This is a genomic window from Bradyrhizobium sp. UFLA05-108 (assembly GCF_059803455.1).
Genome location: NZ_JBANAZ010000024.1, coordinates 13429 through 29240, shown reverse-complemented (window position 1 = coordinate 29240; position 15812 = coordinate 13429). Strand labels below are relative to the sequence as shown.

16 protein-coding genes are annotated in these 15812 nt (G+C 63.7%); 1 reads left to right on the top strand and 15 read right to left on the bottom strand.

All coding sequences use genetic code 11. The features are described from left to right. Nucleotides 1–222 precede the first annotated feature (222 nt). From SO140_RS18950 to SO140_RS18885, 14 genes are all read right to left on the bottom strand, one after another. Nucleotides 223–543 carry a 4Fe-4S binding protein gene (locus SO140_RS18950; protein ID WP_449381454.1) on the bottom strand — a complete coding sequence of 107 codons (321 nt, stop codon included), beginning with the start codon at nucleotides 541–543 and terminating at the stop codon, nucleotides 223–225. Continuing rightward, the gene (locus SO140_RS18945) at nucleotides 540–2165 is read right to left on the bottom strand and encodes an FAD-dependent oxidoreductase (RefSeq protein ID WP_498542929.1); all 1626 of its coding nucleotides are present in this window, start codon (nucleotides 2163–2165) and stop codon (nucleotides 540–542) included. Before SO140_RS18945 ends, SO140_RS18950 begins: the two co-directional genes overlap by 4 nt. A gap of 43 nt (nucleotides 2166–2208) precedes the next feature. After that, on the bottom strand, nucleotides 2209–3078 hold the full coding sequence (locus tag SO140_RS18940; RefSeq protein ID WP_498539844.1) for an ABC transporter permease: 870 nt from the start codon (nucleotides 3076–3078) through the stop codon (nucleotides 2209–2211). After that, on the bottom strand, nucleotides 3071–3952 hold the full coding sequence (locus SO140_RS18935) for an ABC transporter ATP-binding protein (protein WP_498542928.1): 882 nt from the start codon (nucleotides 3950–3952) through the stop codon (nucleotides 3071–3073). The genes SO140_RS18940 and SO140_RS18935 overlap by 8 nt, the downstream gene beginning before the upstream one ends. Further along, nucleotides 3949–5004 (bottom strand): ABC transporter substrate-binding protein, encoded by a 1056-nt coding sequence (locus SO140_RS18930; RefSeq protein WP_498542927.1) that lies wholly within the window; start codon nucleotides 5002–5004, stop codon nucleotides 3949–3951. Before SO140_RS18930 ends, SO140_RS18935 begins: the two co-directional genes overlap by 4 nt. A 28-nt stretch (nucleotides 5005–5032) precedes the next feature. Then, nucleotides 5033–5962, bottom strand: coding sequence for a TauD/TfdA dioxygenase family protein (locus tag SO140_RS18925; protein ID WP_449383819.1), 930 nt, complete (start codon nucleotides 5960–5962; stop codon nucleotides 5033–5035). A 642-nt stretch (nucleotides 5963–6604) separates the two neighbouring features. After that, on the bottom strand, nucleotides 6605–6904 hold the full coding sequence (locus tag SO140_RS18920; RefSeq protein WP_449383820.1) for a hypothetical protein: 300 nt from the start codon (nucleotides 6902–6904) through the stop codon (nucleotides 6605–6607). Nucleotides 6905–7029: 125 nt separating this feature from the next. Further along, a complete protein-coding gene (locus SO140_RS18915; RefSeq protein WP_498542926.1) occupies nucleotides 7030–7590 on the bottom strand; it encodes a hypothetical protein in 561 nt (186 codons plus the stop codon). A 577-nt stretch (nucleotides 7591–8167) separates the two neighbouring features. Further along, entirely contained in the window at nucleotides 8168–8932 is a 765-nt protein-coding gene (locus SO140_RS18910) for a hypothetical protein (protein ID WP_449383821.1), read from the bottom strand. 2 nt (nucleotides 8933–8934) lie between these two features. Continuing rightward, nucleotides 8935–9132, bottom strand: a complete 198-nt coding sequence (locus SO140_RS18905) for a hypothetical protein (protein ID WP_449383822.1) — start codon at nucleotides 9130–9132, stop codon at nucleotides 8935–8937. Nucleotides 9133–9136: 4 nt separating this feature from the next. After that, nucleotides 9137–9577: a hypothetical protein gene (locus tag SO140_RS18900; RefSeq protein WP_449383823.1), complete on the bottom strand. Its 441-nt coding sequence runs from the start codon at nucleotides 9575–9577 to the stop codon at nucleotides 9137–9139. 40 nt (nucleotides 9578–9617) lie between these two features. Then, the gene (locus tag SO140_RS18895) at nucleotides 9618–13025 is read right to left on the bottom strand and encodes a CHAT domain-containing protein (RefSeq protein ID WP_449383824.1); all 3408 of its coding nucleotides are present in this window, start codon (nucleotides 13023–13025) and stop codon (nucleotides 9618–9620) included. 205 nt (nucleotides 13026–13230) lie between these two features. Next, nucleotides 13231–13992, bottom strand: coding sequence for a hypothetical protein (locus SO140_RS18890; protein WP_449383825.1), 762 nt, complete (start codon nucleotides 13990–13992; stop codon nucleotides 13231–13233). Nucleotides 13993–14010: 18 nt separating this feature from the next. After that, nucleotides 14011–14199, bottom strand: coding sequence for a hypothetical protein (locus SO140_RS18885; protein WP_449383826.1), 189 nt, complete (start codon nucleotides 14197–14199; stop codon nucleotides 14011–14013). A gap of 252 nt (nucleotides 14200–14451) precedes the next feature. Here SO140_RS18885 and SO140_RS18880 point away from each other — a divergent pair, with 252 nt between their 5' ends. After that, nucleotides 14452–15426, top strand: a complete 975-nt coding sequence (locus tag SO140_RS18880) for a DUF2336 domain-containing protein (RefSeq protein WP_498539842.1) — start codon at nucleotides 14452–14454, stop codon at nucleotides 15424–15426. Between the two features lie 3 nt (nucleotides 15427–15429). Here the strand turns inward: SO140_RS18880 and SO140_RS18875 are convergent, their stop codons facing one another. Continuing rightward, entirely contained in the window at nucleotides 15430–15774 is a 345-nt protein-coding gene (locus SO140_RS18875) for a DUF1491 family protein (protein ID WP_449383828.1), read from the bottom strand. Nucleotides 15775–15812: the final 38 nt, after the last annotated feature.

Here is a 15812-nt window from a genome sequence, read left to right as displayed (position 1 = left end):
TTACAAGTTATCTATAGAATCGCACCAATGATGCATTGATTTTGCGCTAGTGATTCCCACGAAAGTTCATTCGAACAAGCGCTAAAGTTTAACAATCCCATTCTCCCGCAAGCATCCCTTCTGAGACATGAGGTTTCGGGCGGATGGGCCGCTTTGTAGCAAGAGCGGCCGCCACTCCGGTTGTGAATCGATCGCGTATCGGCCGGCGCAGGTTGAGCCCGCTCAATGCCCGAAGAGGAGATAGCTGCGGTCACCGCTCCGGCGGCTCCTGGTGTCATCGGTCCAGCCGACGGCGCGGCGATAGCTGCCCAGCGCGTCCGCCTGCTTGAGCGCAACGAGGTCGACTTGCTGGCTCTCATCCGCGAAAGGCGAGACGTAAAGCGCGTCCTCGGGACAATAGAGCTCGCAGAGGAAGCAGGTCTGGCAATCGCCCTGCCGCGCGATCACCGGAACGTCGTCGGTCTTGTCGAACACGTTGGTCGGGCACACGTTGACGCAGATGTCGCAGGACGTGCAGCGTTCGGTATCGATGACCTCGATCATTCCGCGGCCTCCGCAAAGGCCTCGGCATGCGGCCGGACCGCGGTCCAGACCTCGTCGAGACCGCCCGTCGTCACGTAGTGGCGTTGCCGGTGATCCTGATCGGGGAAATCGTCGCGGCGATGCATGCCGCGGCTTTCCTGACGCGCGAGCGCGCTGCGATACATCCACCGCGCGGTCGCAAGCATCGCTGTGCTTTCACGCGCGCGCAGCACGTCGGCCGCGCCGGCGGCGTCAGCTTCCGATGCGTCGCGCCATGCGGCGTCGAGGCGCGCCAGCGCTCCATCCAGCCGCGAAGCCTCGCGGAAATAGTTCAGCTCATACGGGAAGACTTCATCCTGGACGGCCCTCGCCAGCGCCGCCGGTTCGAACGCGCGCCGCGAGCGGCTGCGAAAACCGACCATTCCCGCTGACGATAGTTTTCGCGCGGCCGCCGTACCAGCCTGCCGCGCGTACGCCGCGGCGCCCTGCCCGGCAAGGGTCCCCGACGACATCGCCCAGGCGGCATTGTGGCTGCCGCCGCCAGTGAAACCGCCGCAGATCAGTTCGCGCGTGGCCGCATCGCCCGCCGCATAGAGTCCCGGCACGCTGGTGGCGCAGGTGTCGTCGACGATGCGCAGGCCGCCGGTGCCGCGAACGGTCCCTTCCAGCCGCAACGTCACGGCAAAACTCTCCCTGAACGGGTCGATACCGGTGCGGTCGAACGGCAGGAAGAAGTTCGGCTGCGACACGCGCATGTGCCGCTGCACGTCCTCGTCAGCCTTGTCGAGCCGGGCATAGACCGGGCCCTGAAGCAGCGCGCGGGCAATCGCCGATCGCCCGCCCTTGGACGCTGCGCCAGGAACCAAGCTGCCATCCTCATAGGTGAAGGTGGCCCAGCCGTAAAACAGCGTCTTGGTCACCGAGCCGAACGCCGGCGAGATCGCGTAAGGGTTGGAGAACTCCATGCTGCTGAACTCGGCACCGACTTCCGCGGCCATCAGATAGCCGTCGCCGGTCAGCACGTTCGATCCCAGAGTCTTGCTCAGGAACGCACAGCCACCGGTCGCGATCACCACCGCCTTGGCGCGCACTGTCCAGCGATCCTGCTTTTGCCGGCGCAAGCCGCTCGCGCCGGCAACGGCGCCGGCATCATCCACCAGCAATTCGAGCGCCGGGCTGTGATCGAGAATGGTGACGCCGGCTTGCTTGGTCCGCTTGCGCATCAGCCGCATATATTCCGGACCTTGCAACGAGTTGCGCTGCGACTTGCCGCGATCATCCACCGGATAGGGATAGCCCCATTCGGCGAGGCGATTGCTCTGCTGATAGGTGAGATCCAGCGTGCGAGCCATCCAGCGGCGATCCTGGAGATAGCCGCCGAGTTTCTCGCGGCTGGCCATCGCCGCCTCGCGCTGCGCCGGCACGGGGTCGACGTACCAGACGCCGGTGCCGGCCGCCGCCGTGGCGCCCGACGTGCCGCAAAATCCCTTGTCGGCAAGCACCACCCGCGCGCCGCGCTCGGCCGCGCTCACCGCAGCCCAGGTGCCAGCCGGGCCACCGCCGAGCACCAGCACGTCGGCATCATATTCAACGGATCCGGCCGGCGCGGACCTGCGCTCGGCGCGGTGGAGTTGGTTGGTCATCGATCACGTCTCCAGCTTATACGGTTGCAACCGGACTGCACCCTCATGCCGTGACTGGCGCCTTCCACCGCATGAAGCGCTGCTCCAGAGCCTCGAGGACAGCATTGAACGCGAGCCCGATGGTCGTGATGCCGAGGATGCCGAAATACATCTGCGGGATCAGAAAACTGTACTGGCTGTTGATGATGAGATAGCCAAGCCCCGCCTTGGCACCGACCATCTCGGAGGCGACCAGCACCAGCATGGCGGAGGCGCTGGCGAGGCGAATGCCGACGAAGATGGTCAGAAGCGCCGCCGGAAAGATCACCTTGCGGAACAGTTGCTGCGGCGTCGCGCCCATCGTCCGCGCCGACTTGATGAGGAGCGGATCGACCTGCTTCACCGCAGCGATGGTGTTGAGCAGGAGCGGCCAGGCGCAGCTATAGATCACCATGGTGATCTTCGACATCTCGCCGATTCCGAGCAGCAGGATGAACACCGGCAGCAGCGCCAACGGTGCCGTATTGCGGCACATCTCGATGAACTGCTTCAGGAGATTGCCAAGCCGGGCATACCAGCCAACGGCGAGGCCAAGTGGGACGATCAACGCAACCGAGATCAGAAATCCACTCAACGCGCGCAGCAAGCTCGCCGACACGTCGTCATAGAGTTCGCCGCTTTGCGCGAGCTGCCAGCCCGCGGCGATCACCTCCGAGAACGGCGGCAGGAATACCGGGTCGATCAAGCCGAGTCTTGGGGCGGCCTCCCACACCGACAACAAGATGATGAGCAACAAGGAGCGTTGTCCGAACCCAGACAGCGCGCGCGCGACTGCGCTGAGACGATTGACGCTCGACGACGACCGCTGGTCCGCACCGGATTGTGGACGCCCGTGCGCAAGCTCCAGCAGCGTCAGCGTCTCAAGGCTAGACATGAGCAACCTCCTTCACTTCACGTTCGACACGAGGCTTTGAGACAACGCCGCTCAATTGTCCTTGCTGGGCCTTCTGCACTTCTTCGCGAAGCAGGTTCCAGACCTCGTGCCGCACATGGCCGAACTCCGGCAGCGAGCGCACGTCGTCGGCCTCGCTGCGCAGCGAGGCCGGAACCTCGATAACCTGCTTGATCCGGCCCGGGCGTGACGTCATCACCGCTACGCGCTGGCCCAACACTACGGCCTCGTCGATGCCGTGAGTGATGAAGACGATGGTCTTGCCCGTGGCGCGCCAGATCCGCAAAAGTTCGCCCTGCAACGTCTCGCGCGTCTGCGCGTCAAGCGCAGCAAACGGCTCGTCCATCAGCAACACCTCCGGATCGTAGGCGAGGCTTCGCGCGATCGCGACGCGCTGCTTCATGCCACCGGACAGTTCGTGCGGATAGCGGCCGGCAAAGCCGGACAAGCCGACGAGATCGAGGAAGTGCCGCGCGATCTCACGCCGCTGCTGCGCCTTGAGCCCGGCGATATCGAGTCCGAACTCGACGTTTTCCACGGCGGTACGCCAGGGAAACAAAGCGTATTGCTGGAACACGATGCCGCGGTCGCGGCCGGGCCCGGTGATCGGCCGCCCGTCGAGCAGGATGCGGCCGCTGGTCGGTGTCGTCAGCCCACTCAGCAAATCGAGCAACGTCGATTTCCCGCAGCCACTCGGGCCGACCAGCGCCAGGAACTCGCCTGCGCGAACGTCGAGTGTGATGTCTTCCAGGGCGGTGAAGCGGTCCGCCGGACCGCCCCCCTCACCTCGCGTCACGAATTCCTTACGGACATGCTCGAAGCTGATCTTGACCGGGCTGGTTTCGACTTGGCTCATCGCGCCTCCGCCGTCTTTCCCGGACGGAAGTAATTCAACTCGTTGGTGTAGATATCCGACGGTTTGAGCTGATCGGGTTTGAGAAGGCCATCCCTGACCAACCAATCGATCCACACCTGCAGCTCGGCATCACCAATGACGCCGCCCTTGGACGCAACACCGGTGCTCTTCCAATATTTGATCGGAGTGGCGTCCTCATTCCGTTTGCGCTCGGCAATGATGCGTTCGAAGCGGGCGCGGACCTCTTCCGGCGGCGTCGCCTGCGCCCATGCGATGGCGCGCGACACGCCTTCGATCAGTTTGCGGGAGGCGTTGGGATTGTCCTTGATGAATTTGTTCCGCAGGACATAGGCGCCGCCCGTGAAATTGCCAAACAGGTCGGTGTCGGCAAATAGCCTGCGTATGCCACCGCGTTCAACTGCCTTGTCGCGCGACACACCGTTCAGCGTGGTCACTTCGACCTGCCCTTGGCGCAATGCCTGCTCGCCGGCAACCGGCGGAATTGCGACCAGCGTCACCTGCTTCGCCTCCGCCGGCGTCAGGCCGTTGCGGGCCAGATACTCACGCAATGCGAATTCGTGATGAGCGCCGAGCGTGTTGACCGCGACCTTCTTGCCGATCAGGTCGCGCGCCGTCCCGATCGGGCTGTCCTCCTTCACGTAGTAGCCGAGGTGGGTGGAGTCATCGGATCCGTAATAGCCGACGACTGCCTTGATCGGCGCTTTTGCCGCGATCAGCTTGATCACCGAGCCATAGAATGCGCCGCCTATGTCGATATCGCCGGTGACCACGGTCTGGATGTCCTGGGGACCGCTGATGGTGTTTCCGACCCATTTGAGCTTGAGCGGGGCGAGGTAACCCAAGTCGTCAGCCAGTTCGATAAAGGTCACTTGGCCGACCCAACCCTGGTAGCGGATCTCGGTCGTTTCGAGCGGCGGCTCAGCGAAGGCGGAGGCCGCAAAGCCCAAGGTCAGGGTGCCGGCCAGCAGCAATCCCGCGGCCTTGCGCGCGGCGAGGTGCCGCGCGCGAACAAATCGGAACAGGGAGTTCATTCTGTCAAATCCTGTCAGTGAAGCTGGATCAGGCGGCCTTCGCTGTCTGCGGTTTCAGCGTCTTGACCCGCGTCACGCTGCGACGGCCATCGACGCTGAGCGGGACCTCGCCATCGATGGTGGCTCGGCGAACGACGCGATGCTGATCCCCATAGTCGTTGACCGCGTAGTGTTGGGTCGCGCGGTTGTCCCAGATCGCAACGTCACCGACCCGCCAATTCCAGCGCACAGTGTTTTCCGGCGCCGTGACGTGAGACTGGAACAGGTCGAACAGTTTTTGGCCGTCATATTTCGGCAGCCCAACGAAACGCTGGAGAAAATTGCCAAGCACCAGCGTGCGCTCGCCGGTCTCGGGGTGGACGCGCACCACCGGATGCTCCGTCTCGTAGACGGTGCCGGTGAACACTTCGTCGAAGCGCTTCCTGTCCGCCTCCGTCGCGCGCACCTTCGCGGCGTAATCATAGGCGTTGCTGTGGACGGCCCAGAGCTCGTCGGCAAGCTTGCGCAGCGGCGCCGGCAGGTCGAGATAGGCCGCTGCCGTGTTCGACCAGAGGGTATCGCCGCCATACGGTGGGATCACAACACCGCGCAGCACCGAGATCTTTGGATAGGCGTCGACGAAAGTCACGTCCGTATGCCACTCGTCGGCACGGCCGCCGCCGCGGCCCGAATCCAGCTCCAGGATCGACGCGGTACCTTTGCTCGCACCAACCGTCGGATGCGGCACGAGGTTTCCGAGCCTGGCAGCAAAGCGCTCCTGCTCGGCATCGTCGAGATGTCCCTGGTCGCGGAAGAATATGACCTTGTTCTCGAGCAGCACCTGATTGATGGAGCGAATGACGTCATCGGACAGATCGCCGGACAGCTTGATGTTCCTGATCTCAGCCCCGATTCTGGCCGCGCGCTTGATGATATCAGCGCGCGGAATGACGTTATCGATGGTGGTCGCATTGCTCATGATTGTACTCTCTAGTTGCTAATTTCAGACAAAGCTCCGCCATGCGCAGATCGCATGCGCGGAGAATAATGGATGATGTCCTGGCTTTTATTCCCGGGGGATCGCGTCGCCGGCTAGATGGTCCGCGGTGTACGGATCCCGGCGGTACAGCTCTCCGCCATCGCTTCAGCCCAGCACGGCGCGCGCAAGGCCGAGGTCAGCCAGGCTACTTCGCGAAGGACGGGTGGATCGGATTGCCGCATGGTGAAGGATCTCGCTTGGACGTTTCAGATCGTAAAAGCGATCGCGGTCCAGTCAATGAAACGAAACCAGTTTTGTTTTCCGCGGAGAGAAATGATCGCTTCGTCGGCGACACCGGCGTGAAAAAATTGTGATGATTGCCGTCCGAATGACCGCTTCACGCATTCAAGCGCCGACAAATCAAGCCAATCGACCCACGAAGCAGACGGATTCACTCACTTTCTTCATCAGCGCGAACGCACTCGTCTCCGATCGAGGAGAAACCCACAAGGTTCTTGCTCGATTCCCGCACAACAACGCAAATTCATTTCATCGACGGTTACCCTGAAATTGAAAAAGGCCGCCGGAACATGTCCAGCGGCCTTCGCCCTTTACGTGGTTCGCCGGGCGACGCCCCGACGACTACAGATCGATGCTAGCGGCGATGTTACGGCCCTGCAGTTCGGCAATCTTCATTCCGTCGGCCATTACCTGCGCGAACTCCGGGTCCTTTGCCACCGCCTCCTGCACCTTGCCGTAGACTTCCCAATTGGCGTAGCGCGTCGTCACCAGCAACTCTCCTGCCCAGTGGCCGGTGTGGAAACGGGACAGCCGAAGAAATTCGGCACCGTGTTTTTCGAAGATTTTCTTCGCCTGCCTGACGATCTTGGTCATTTCCTCGGGCTTGTCGGTTTTGAAGCGAGTAAACTGAACGATCGGCATGGGACTACCTCCATAGTGATGTGAAAGATCCAAGAGGCATGTATCGAGCGACGTTTGAGGAGCAAATCTCAATCCGACCTCGATGAACGTTTGTCTTCATCGACTCGTTGTTGGTTCAGGCTTCGCTAGCGGCAACAACTCTGCCCTTTCGCGGCGTATGGGCTTGCATCGTCATTGGCCAAAGCAGGTGGGCCGATATCAAGGCCTACCTGTGCCATAGGCAGGACGCGCTCGAACACGAAGCGAGAGGTCACTGGTATTTCCGCGTCCGCGCGACCGTCCTGGCCGATGAGGATGAGGCCTGCTCCGCCATTTGCCACGGTCAGGATGACGGCTTCACCTGTCCATGTCTGGATCGGCCTCATTCCAATGATGAGAAACTCACCGATAGGCTGGTCCAAATATTGAAGTCTGAGCTGCGGAGCAATTTCAGCCGGTGCAAGACCGAAGCCCAGTTGCTGCGCGAGTGCGTAGATCTGTCGTAGCGACACGGTCTCGCTCCGAAAGCCCAATTCGGCCGCCGACACCGTCAGAAGCTCTGCCGCCGCTTTCGTGCCACTGACGGTAAAGGCCGGCCGAGCAAGAGCCGCCGCAGCCGAGTCGCCGACGCCGCAACCGATCGCGCTCATGGCGTTGAGAAGAGCGAACGAATCCGAGAATGTCCCGATTGTTATCGTCTTCCACACCGCAACATCCGAAGCCGATGCCACCGAACTCGGCGGTCTCGGGACAACGGGAGCCGTCTTGAGCGTCAACTGTCTCTGCAACACGTCGCGTGCGGTGCATTGAGCCTTGGCCTCGTTCGTGGATCCGAGGATGCACGCGGTGCAGAGCACCAACAACACGGCAACCGTAGTGCCGTCGCGCCAGCCCGTCGAATGACGCGAGCGCGCGATGCATCGCTGAGAGGTAACGCAGTCGATCTCACCGCACCTCGTGTCGATATCGCAGAGGTCCTTGCTGGTGAGGCCGCGCAACACGGCAGGCTGCGTAGATGCGGCGGCCTGTCGTAACCATGCGGCGCCTATCAGCGCAATCAAGCCCCTCATGATGACCTCCCTCGCAATGCGAGATCGGCATGCGGCGCATGCTGTTCTTGTTCGACGTCTTCGGAAGATGCCAGCAGGCCGTCCGAACCGCTTTACAAGCAGCTTCCTTTTTTCTTACCGTTACCTTTCAAACCCGATCCAAGGTGCCATCGTACCTGGAGAAGGCGTTTGCTCTTTGCAGACTGCACCCCGACCAGAACCGTCAAAGGCCGCCCTATCCAAGGATCCCCTTCAACCCCGCATAGATCGAGCCGACCGCGGTGGCGGCGACGCCGACGAGGGGACCGACGGTCTGCATGAGGTCCTGAATCAGGCGCGCCCGGCGGCGCAATTGCTCCTCGCCGACGTGCTGGCCGAGAAGGCGCGCGATCCTGAACGCGAAGGCGTTGGGCTTGCCGCCTTGCGTCAGAACCCGCGGCAACACCTGGAAGATCACGACGCCCAGGATGTTGCCGGACAGGAAGGCGAGCAGGATGCTCGCGCCATACTCGAAGACCTCACGCCACTCGACCCAGACTTCGGGAAGAATCGGGACGCGGTCGTGAATGCCGGTCACCGTCAGCATCAGCTGGATGCTGAGGGCCGCGCACAGCACACCCAGCACCAGCGCGCCGATCAGGGAGACCCGGTGCAGCGGATAGGCGATCAGCCCGAACAGGAGAGGTATGATGATCGACGCCAGCCGGAGCGGCAGCGGCGAGATGTTGAAGGTGATGGTGACGAGGACGTGCGTGGTGACCAGCAGCAGCGCGGGAATCACGACATAGAGAACCGCGTGGGTCGCAAAATACCGCACGGGGTTGTTATACCGCTCGAGCCTGGCACCGACGCGGTCGAGATCGCGCCTGAGCCGGTCGAGGTCTGTGACGATCTCGTCGATCTCGGCAAGCATCGGGCGCACGACACGCAAATCGCGCGAGCAGTGCTTGCACGCGATGGCTTCATCCTTGATGGTCTCGGCGCAGAACGGACACTCCATCGTCAGCGCGACTTCCTGCGGGTCATGATCGCCTCGATCTCGGCTCTGGCGCGCCGCAACTCGTCACGAAGCTGGTCCCGCTTGCGCAGGAGATCGTCGCGTTCGGCTATCAGCGTGGGAGGAATGGCGATGTCGCGCGCGCAGGACGCGCAGACCAGCGCGCTCTCGACATTCTCCGACCGGCAATAGGGACACTTCATCGCTTCACTTCGGCGCGATCTTCAGGGTGAAGCTGGCTGTGCCGGGGCGGCCGTCGCTGTCCTTGATGTCGACCCGCACCAAATACTCGCCCGGGGGCAATTCGGCGTCCTGCATGTTGATGCCGTCGGCCTGGATGAACGGCTTGACCCGCGCGGTCAGGTCCACGTTGGGCGAGCGCAGGAAGATCACCTTGACCGAATCAGGATCGATCTTGGCCCCTCCGAAGGACTCGAACTTGAGTTGCAACCGCAGCGGCGAGCTGACCGCATCGCTGGGCGAGACCACTTCCACCTTCGGACCGCGCAAAATGCCGCGCCGGTCGGTCGCAATGGCCCCCTTTGGCGGCGGCAGCTTGGCTTCGTCTTCCGTGATCAATTGCGTCGCTTGCGCGACCCCTGAACTCAAGAGGCCAGCCGCGACGAGCCCGAGCAACGTCTTCCGCATCATCCTCACTCAACCCTTTCTTCCCACGCACCACATTTCGCTAGCGCACACCGCCGTCGCCGATGATCGTGTACGGCGCCCAGAACAACGGATGCGCGTAGGCGAATTCGGTCTTGCCTTCGGCGTTAAGATAACCCGGCCCATCGACGAGAGCCATCATCGCCTGGCGCAGCGCCTCGCTTCGCCCGATCTTCGGATCGTCGGCCTGTCGCTTGAACAGGTCGGTCACCAGTTGCCGCGCCGATTGCGAATGCACCGACCAGTTCGTGACCAGCAGCGCGCGCGTGCCGGCATAGAAGAACGCGCGGCCAAGTCCCGAAGCCGCCTCGGCGCCCGCCCCGGCTCCCGCGCCCGTGTTGCACGCCGACAGGATGACCCAGTCCGCATCGAGCTTGAGGCCGAGGATCTCCTCCATAGTCAGCAGGCCATCCCCCTCCTCGCCTGTCACCGCCGGCGACGACAGTGCGAGCGCCGGCTGGGTCAGGCCGTTGAGCTCGCCCGGCACGAGGCCGTGGGTCGCGAAGGCGAGGATCTTGAAGCCGGAGAGGTTCATGGTCTTGACCGCGCTTTCCGTCGCCTTGCTGCCGAGAAACAAGACCTTCGACGGGTCGGCCTGCAAGGCGAGCGCGATCGACTTCAGCTCGTCCGCAGTATCGGGCAGCCGGGGCAGCAGCGCGAGCTCGGCGCTGTCGACGCCTTCGAGCTTCGGACTGTTGCGGCGCTTCAGGGGCATGCCGCGCGTCACGTTGCCGCCGGCATCCGCAACCTGGGTCTTGGCAACAGGAGCTTCCGCCTCGGCCTGCTGGTCCCTGTTGAAATAGGGATCGCCGAACGCCACCAGCTCGCTGCGTCCGGGCTTGCCGGGCGGCAACTGCCGCAGCGTCCGCAAGGCGGCCGCCGACGGCACCGTGGTCACCGCGTGGGTGCGCGCGAGCCATGGCACGTTGCGATAGCTGGCGAACAGCGGCTCGTCATCCTGCGCCACCTCCGCAGGCGCGGTCGGCAGCAAGGAAAGCGGCAGCAGGCCGAGCGCACCGTTGGTGACGACGATCAGGTTCTTTGCGGACTTCCAGCCGCCTTCAACCGGCTTGAGCAGGAGCTCGTAAAGCTCATAGGCGAGCTTGAGGTCGAACGGCGGAATGTCCGAGATCATCGCCGCCTGCGGCTCGAGCGCCTCGCGCAGCTTGCGGATCTTGGTCTCAATGTCGCCGATCCTGGCATTGATCGCGGCGAATGCCACCGGACCCGACTTGGGGACGGCCCAGACGAAGCTGCCATTCTGGCCGAAATAGAACGACAGCATCGCCTCGTTCTCGGAAAGCGTCGCGCGGATTTCAGCGACGCTCGGCGGCTTGGGCGAAACCAGATCAGCGTAAGACGGAAACTTCTGCTTGATCTCCTGGCGCGCCTTGTCGCGCTCGCTGCGCAGCGCCGCGATCGAGGCCTGGATCTGCTGAACGCCCTTCTCGTCGCGATCGGCCGAGGGAATGGCGAGTACGTTGTTGAGCGTGCCGAGCTGGGCATTGACCTGCTTGGTCAGGTCCTGCTCCTTGCGCACGAGATCGGCGAGCGCCGGGTCCTTCGCCGCCGCACGCGCGCTGGAGGCTGCAAGCGCCTGCTGCACCGACCGGCCGCGAATGGCGTCGGCAAGGCCAAAGGTCTCTTCGCCGACCTCGTTGCTGGTTCCCTCGGCACGTGCGAGCAGGAGGAAATAATTTTCGACGGTCCCTTGCAGCCGCTGGCTGCGCGCGGCAACAACCGTCGTGTTCTCGTCGTCGGCGTTCTCACGCGCATTCGACATCATGACAGGAATGGCGGCCTTGAACTCGCGGATCGCGTCCGCATCGCGGCGGGCCCGCATCAAGCCGATCGCCAGCGTCCCGCGTGCCGAGGCGGCGTCGAAATGGTTTTCGCCGACCCGCGCGACCTGCTTCTTCACCAATTGCTCGGCCGCGGCGATGCCGGCGTCGACCTGGCCGGAGGCATAAAGCGACAGGATGCGCGACGGATTGAGCTCGAATACCTGGCGGCGCTGCGGATCCCAATTGGCGACCGCCTTGTCGATCCTCGCGTACATCTCGTTGGCTTCAGGCGCCTTCCGCCGCAGCGCCAGGATACCGGCAAGCTGCGAGAGCAACCCGACGGTAGCCTGCGAATCCTCGGGCACGCCGACCGTCTTGTTGATCTCGATGGCGACGCGGCCGAGTTGCTCGGCCTCCTCGTAGCGGCCCTCCTCGACCAGAATGCCGGCCAGGCCCATCACGAAGCGCGGCGTGACCGGATTGTATTTGCCGGTGTCCTTTAACCGTGCCAAGAGCGCCCGGCGCGCGTCAACCTCGGCTTCAGCCAGTCTGCCCTGCCTCGCCTTCATGCGCGCCTGATTCAACACCAGGCCGTCGACAACTTGCAGCAGGAGCGTCTCTGCAGGCGGGTTTTCCGACTCCAACACTGCCTTGTTACCGGCGCTCTTGCGCAGCTCCGCGGTGCGATAAGCGGCCTCGGCTTCGGCAAATTGCCCCCGTGCCTCGAATATTATCCCGCGGGTAATCTCGATTTCACCCTCCCAGGTCTGGCCGAACTTTGCATAGGACGCTCGCCAGCCCGGAAGCCCACTGGTGCGCGCTTCCTGAATCCCGGTCAGGCTGCGACGCAAATAGGCTTCGGCCTGCGCGACATCGCCCATCTGGAGGAGAATGGACGCGACCGAACGGTTTGCGTTGAACTGATATCCTTTCGCGCCCGGCACGTTGGCCGTCTGGCGCAAGAGCTGTTGCATGATCTCCAGCGCGCGCTTGGGATCGCCTGCGAGGGCGTATTGCACCGACTGCAACTGCAACAATCGCCCCATCATGTTTGGGCTGACGGCCCCGCGGCCCACTTCCACGGCCTTGTTGGCGTCGGCGGTGGATTCGGCAAGTCGCCCGAGCTGGGAGCGCGCATTGGCGCGGTCGAAATAGAACTGGGCGAGATCCTCGCGTGACTCCTTCCCCGTGGGCGTCGAATCCGCGTCCGCCTTCAGCTCCGCGATCAGCTTCTCGTTCGGCTTTTCGCTGTCGAGGATCGAGGTGATGTCGGCGATCGTACGAGGCGGCGCCACAAAGCCTTTGGGCAATGCCGTTCCTGGCGCCAGCTTGGGCGCCTCCTCCTTGGGCGCCGCGACCGCGACATTGGCGCGGCCATTCGCGGCATTGAGGGCGGCGAGCACGCAAGCATGGACCTGCGGCTTGGCCTTGGCTCGACAGGCCTCGAGATTGGCGCCGCCCGCCGGCCCGCCTCCCGCGCGCATGCACGCCTGCACGATCGGCTTGCCGACCGTCATCCGGCAGTTCTCGACCGCCGCTTCCTGCGTGAGAGCGAATACCGGGCCGGTCGATGCCAGCAGAGCGCCGATTGCGAGGAGTTTGCGGATACCTAGCGGCGACAGGTGATTCAAATGACTTTCGAACATGGCCGGAGCCCCTGATCACATGCTGAAAGAAATGGTCAAAAATCAACGCGTCCAATGCATGCAATCTATCGATATCGGCGCTCGCGGGACAAGCACAAATCTATCCGACGAAGGTCCGAGAAGGCCCTGGTCGCGGCTGCTGCGCCGCACAGCCATTCGGTCACCGTCGGGGGTCACCGCCCGGACGGAACCGGGCCGGTTCGCCCTAGCCGCGCACGGTCACCGCCCGGCCGTAAGGCGGCTGGGCAGCGACCGGCGGATTGGCAGTCTGCGCGGCGAGCTCGCCGATCAGGCGGTCGGCGTCCGCCGCCATGCCGTCGGGCGCCTGGATCACCAGCCGCTCCAGCGCCCAGCGATAGGACGAGACGCGCTGCTCCAGGCATTGCTGCACCCACTGGACGATCAGCGAGTTCTCCTGCATGCGCGCGACCGCATCCGCCTTCTCCCTCGGCGACAGCTCGGAGACGCGGGCCATGCTCGCATCGCGCTTCCTGTCGAGATCGATGACGCGGATCGCGCTGGCGAAGAATGGCTCAAAACGGGTGATGTCGTTGCGCACGTCCTCGATGAGCTGCGCATAGCGCGAGGAATGCGAGCGGTGCGGCTCGTCGATCAGGGTGCGACCGTACATGGTGCGGTCGAACACGACTTTCTGCTGCCAGGGTGACGGCAGCGCCTTGTAGTCGCCGAACACGCTCTTCCAGGCGGGACGCGACAGCGGCGGCTCGATCATGGGATAGGCGAGGTCGCGAAGCTGGCGTTCCGCGTCGGTGAGCTGGAATTGCGACGCCTTGAGACCAAGGCTGCCCGTCACCTCGGCACCCAGCCAGCGGTGCATATCGTCGCTGCGCATGTCTTCGCGGGTGCGGCCGAAATCGCCGCCGCTACAGGCACTGAGTGTCGCGCCGATCAGCGCGAGCAGCAGGGCCGATGCGAAACACCGGATCTTGTGATGCGGGTCCGGCATTGCACGAAGGCCGGACTTTTAGCGACGCCGGCGGCGGCGCCCCGGCGCGGTGCCCTCTGCCGGTCCATGACCGCCGCTGGTCTCGTCCGATTCACGCTCGATGCGGATCACGGGAAGGATCAACACCCTCCCCGTCTCTGCGAGCGGAGCGACATCCCCCGATGAGCCCAGCCGGCGACCGGCCGGAAATTCAATGATGGTCCCCATGTCAGCTCTCTTCTATTGCCGCGCGACCGAACGGTCCTCACAACATGGGTGCCATTAAGATCAGCACATGGTTAACGGGGTGTAAACGCGCCAACCGGACCGTAACCACACGGGCAGAACGCGCCGTCCCGTTGCAGCACGACAACAGCTGAAAACGCAGCAACGGCTTCACACCTCGTTTTCCTTAACGAGCCTTTAAAACAACCCGCGATAGGCTGACGCGGACGATTTTTCTCGAGTTGCGTACGCCTCATGACCAAGCCGCTATTTCCAGCATTCGACGGGCTCATTACCCTGTCCCGTCGCGAAGGCGTCGATATTCGCCCCACGCTCTTGCGCGTGCTGACCGATCTTTACGTGCAGGCGAAGAGCCATGGCGGCGATGAGGAGCGGCAATTCGTCGAGCTCGCCTCGCGGCTGATCGACCAGGTCGACGATGCGACGCGCGCCGCGGTGAAGGCTCGTCTTGCGATCTATCCTGCAACACCCGCGCCGATCATGCAGAAGCTCGGGCTCCTGCCAGCACATGAGGGTCGGAGAATTCCGCTGGCGCGCGAGATTTCCGCGCCGCCCGCAGCGCCCGCGCCGGCCCGCACGCCGACCGATGCGGAGCTGCGGATGTCTGCGAACATGGCGATGCAGCCAAAGGACGCCGCTGAGATCCACGACATGTTCTTTCGCGCCACGGCCTCGGAGCGCGCATTGATCCTGCACAATCTGGCTCAGACTCCCCTGAAGGCTGCGCCCTGCATTCCGACCGCGCGTGCCACGCGCGCAATCCAGACGCTGGAATGGGCGGCCTATGCCGAGGACACCGAAAATTTCACGCTAGAGCTCGGCGAGAGCCTGATCCTGCCCTCGCGCGTCGCCGCGCAGATCGTGGACGATGCCGGCGGGGAAGCGCTTGCCGTCGCGGCGCGCGCGCTCGACATGCCGAGCCCCAACTTCCAGCGCATTCTCCTGTTCTTCAAGCCGGAGATCGGAACGTCGGTCAACACCGTCTACCGGCTGTCGCGGCTCTATGACCGCCTCAGCGATCGCTCGGCACTGGTGATGCTCGCTGCCTGGCGCGGCTCGACGCTGGCGGTGACGCGCGCAAAATATCAGTCGTCGCTCTATGACGGCGAACGCCAGCGCGCGCGCAGCAGTGCGAGCCAGCCGCGACCCGCAGTGCAGCCCGGCGCGATCCCGCCGATGCGGACAGGCACCGGCGGATCGGACCGCTAGATCTCAGGCGCGTGCCAATTCCAGAAAATGTCGCCCGGCGCGATCCTCGGTCTCGACGATCCAGGCGTCGGGGTCGAAGCGGATTTCCTTGGTGAGCCGCTCCTCGACCGCTGCTTCCGGCTGAGGTTGCGGCGCCATCGGCACGAAGAAGCGATCGACCGGCCGGCCGTCGTCATAGACAGTCTGCGGAGCAGGCACGTACAGCATCGCGTTGCCGTCAAGCAGCGACACCTTGACGAACACCGCGCCAGCCTCCTCGGCACCACGCCGGCGCACCGCGCCGAACACGCCTTCAGTCTGGCAGCGGCGCAAGTACGCCGCCACCCATATGTTCGATTTCAATCGCATGGACAGGACGATAGGCCAGCCGCGGAAACAGCACCAGT

Coding starts and splice junctions, on each gene's coding strand:
- SO140_RS18950 (WP_449381454.1), bottom strand. CDS start 543: ATGATCGAGGTCATCGATACCGAACGCTGCACGTCCTGCGACATCTGC.
- SO140_RS18945 (WP_498542929.1), bottom strand. CDS start 2,165: ATGACCAACCAACTCCACCGCGCCGAGCGCAGGTCCGCGCCGGCCGGA.
- SO140_RS18940 (WP_498539844.1), bottom strand. CDS start 3,078: ATGTCTAGCCTTGAGACGCTGACGCTGCTGGAGCTTGCGCACGGGCGT.
- SO140_RS18935 (WP_498542928.1), bottom strand. CDS start 3,952: ATGAGCCAAGTCGAAACCAGCCCGGTCAAGATCAGCTTCGAGCATGTC.
- SO140_RS18930 (WP_498542927.1), bottom strand. CDS start 5,004: ATGAACTCCCTGTTCCGATTTGTTCGCGCGCGGCACCTCGCCGCGCGC.
- SO140_RS18925 (WP_449383819.1), bottom strand. CDS start 5,962: ATGAGCAATGCGACCACCATCGATAACGTCATTCCGCGCGCTGATATC.
- SO140_RS18920 (WP_449383820.1), bottom strand. CDS start 6,904: ATGCCGATCGTTCAGTTTACTCGCTTCAAAACCGACAAGCCCGAGGAA.
- SO140_RS18910 (WP_449383821.1), bottom strand. CDS start 8,932: ATGGAGTGTCCGTTCTGCGCCGAGACCATCAAGGATGAAGCCATCGCG.
- SO140_RS18905 (WP_449383822.1), bottom strand. CDS start 9,132: ATGAAGTGTCCCTATTGCCGGTCGGAGAATGTCGAGAGCGCGCTGGTC.
- SO140_RS18900 (WP_449383823.1), bottom strand. CDS start 9,577: ATGCGGAAGACGTTGCTCGGGCTCGTCGCGGCTGGCCTCTTGAGTTCA.
- SO140_RS18895 (WP_449383824.1), bottom strand. CDS start 13,025: ATGTTCGAAAGTCATTTGAATCACCTGTCGCCGCTAGGTATCCGCAAA.
- SO140_RS18890 (WP_449383825.1), bottom strand. CDS start 13,992: ATGCCGGACCCGCATCACAAGATCCGGTGTTTCGCATCGGCCCTGCTG.
- SO140_RS18885 (WP_449383826.1), bottom strand. CDS start 14,199: ATGGGGACCATCATTGAATTTCCGGCCGGTCGCCGGCTGGGCTCATCG.
- SO140_RS18880 (WP_498539842.1), top strand. CDS start 14,452: ATGACCAAGCCGCTATTTCCAGCATTCGACGGGCTCATTACCCTGTCC.
- SO140_RS18875 (WP_449383828.1), bottom strand. CDS start 15,774: ATGCGATTGAAATCGAACATATGGGTGGCGGCGTACTTGCGCCGCTGC.